Annotated in this window: 2 protein-coding genes and 2 pseudogenes; 2 read left to right on the top strand and 2 right to left on the bottom strand. The window is 71.7% G+C overall.

Annotated features, from left to right (window positions below):
• Both G6020_RS05635 and G6020_RS05630 read right to left on the bottom strand, forming a co-directional pair.
• Nucleotides 1-292: pseudogene (locus G6020_RS05635) on the bottom strand (hypothetical protein); the annotation flags it as partial.
• 21 nt (nucleotides 293-313) lie between these two features.
• Complete coding sequence (locus G6020_RS05630; protein WP_241731242.1) at nucleotides 314-715, bottom strand: LppP/LprE family lipoprotein; 402 nt, start codon at nucleotides 713-715, stop codon at nucleotides 314-316.
• 105 nt (nucleotides 716-820) lie between these two features.
• Here G6020_RS05630 and G6020_RS05625 point away from each other — a divergent pair, with 105 nt between their 5' ends.
• Nucleotides 821-1,645 (top strand): acyl-CoA thioesterase domain-containing protein, encoded by an 825-nt coding sequence (locus tag G6020_RS05625; protein WP_182609941.1) that lies wholly within the window; start codon nucleotides 821-823, stop codon nucleotides 1,643-1,645.
• A gap of 29 nt (nucleotides 1,646-1,674) precedes the next feature.
• A pseudogene (locus tag G6020_RS05620) lies at nucleotides 1,675-2,255 on the top strand (DNA alkylation response protein); the annotation flags it as partial.

Raw genomic sequence — 2,255 nt, 5'->3', positions numbered from 1 at the left:
TCGGGTACCCCAGGTCGGTGTTGATCACCCCGGCGTCACACACCGCCGCGGGTGCGGGGACGACCGCGGTGGGCGTGGCGGGAGCGGTGGTGGTGGCGCGAGAGGCCCGGGTCGAGGTCGCGGTGGTGCTGGGGCCGGCCGGGGCGGTCACCTCGGGAGACGTCTCGTCGCGCGATCGCATCAGCGCGACGGTGGTGACGGTCGCGACGAGGACCCCGACCACCACGACCACCGCGAGGGCCGCGTAGACCGGCGACCGACCGCCTCCCCGCACTCCGTCGGCCCCGGTCACGTCGCCACCCCGTCGCCCTGGCTAGAGGGTCATCCCGGGCGGTAGCGGACCGATCGGGGTCGCGTCCCCCGCGCCGGCGAACGGGTTCCACACGTAGATGGTGGAGGCGTAGACGGCCTCCGCATTAGGTTGGCCCGCCACCGGCTCCTGTTGCACGCGCAGCTCCACGTGGAAGTCGCTGTGCTGCCCGAGCAGGACACGCGGCGTGGTGCCGGGCTGCGTCGCGACCTGCTCGCCCCGGTGGAACAGCACGACACGGGTGGGCGACGAGACCGTCCCGCCCGCGGTCTCCAGGAACAGGTAGCCGAGTTCACCGCACAGGTTCCCGCTCTGTCCCACCGTCCACCCGACCCCGGGGAACGGCCCGGGGGTCTGCGCGGCGATCCGCTGCACGTCCACCGAACACCCGGCGGGCGGAGGCATGAGGGAGTCGGTGTTGACCGCGGATGCAGCGGGCGCCCCCGACCCCTCGGTACGGTGGGACCACCCGGCGGCGCACCCCTCACGCCGCCCGATGAGGAGAGTGCCGTGACCGGTCGATACGCCCCTGGACACACTCTGGATCAGGCCGTCGCTCTCGAACGCGGCGGCGAGAACCTGGTCCGGGGCCGCACGGTCGACGCGTGGGCCAACATGGTCGGGCCGTTCGGCGGGACGACCGCGGCGACGATGCTGCAGGCGATCCTGCAGCACCCGGAGCGACACGGTGACCCGCTGGCTCTGACGTTGAACTACGCGGGCCCGGTGGCCGAGGGCGAGTTCGAGATCGAGGTGCTGCCGACCCGCACCAACCGCTCCAACCAGCACTGGTGGCTCGAGATGCGCCAGGGCGATCAGGTGGTCACCACCGCCACGGCGATCACCGCGCTGCGCCGGGAGACGTGGTCGGAGACCGAGGTCGGCCCGCCCGGGGTCCCCGCACCCGAGGACCTGACCCCGGCCGCGGCGGACCGTGGGGTCAAGTGGGTGGACAACTACGACATGCGGTTCGTGACGGGGGCGTGGCAGTCGGTCGAGGACGGACAGACGAGCCCGGATTCGACGACGACGATGTGGATCCGCGACACCCCGCCCCGCCCCCTCGACCACGTCGCGCTCACCGCGATGTGCGATTCGTTCTTCCCCAGGTCGTTCCTCCGGCTCGGCCGGCCGATCCCCGCGGGAACGGTCACGCTGACGATCCACTACCTGGCCACCGCGGACGAGATCGCGGCCCAGGGCACGGACTTCATCCTGGGCAGCGTCCACGCCCACCGGTTCCACGGCAACTACCACGATGAATCGGCGAGACTGTGGAGCCGCGACGGCACCCTGCTCGCCACCAGCCACCAACTCATGTACTTCAAGTCCTGAGTACCGCGGGCCGGAGGAGCACCCACCACATGTCGACCACTCGGAACCACACCACCCACGAGGTCCTCAACCAGGCGCCGCCGCGCGTGGACGTGGACGAGTACGCGCTCAATCCCGCACTCCGGGAGGCCGTGGGAGTCTTCGCACCCGGCGCGGTGACCGACCGGTTCCACGAGATCGGCCGACACGTGGGCACCGGGCAGTACCAGCACGACGCGGAGCTGGCCAACACCCTGCCGCCGGTGCACCGCGCCCACGACCGGTGGGGCAACCGGGTGGACGAGATCGAGTTCCACCCCTCCTATCACCGGATCATGGAGTACTCGGTGTCCCGCGGGGTGCACACCTCCGCCTGGGCGGACCCGGGGCCCGGCGCCAACGTGGAGCGGGCCACCGGCTTCATGCTGGTGTCGCAGATCGAGGCCGGGCACGGGTGCCCGCTGTCCATGACGCACGCCGTGGTGCCGTCCCTGCGGTTGAGCCCGGAGCTGGCCGCGGAATGGGAGCCGGCGCTGATGTCCAGGGTCTACGACCCCGAGCTGCGCGACCCCGCCACCAAGTCGGGGGTGTTGTTCGGGATGGCCATGACCGAGAAGCAGGGCGGGTCGGA

It is taken from the genome of Dietzia sp. B19, assembly GCF_014145155.1.
GTDB lineage: Bacteria > Actinomycetota > Actinomycetes > Mycobacteriales > Mycobacteriaceae > Dietzia > Dietzia natronolimnaea.
The sequence above is the reverse complement of the archived record's forward strand: the minus strand, read 5'-3'. Positions and strand labels throughout refer to the sequence as shown.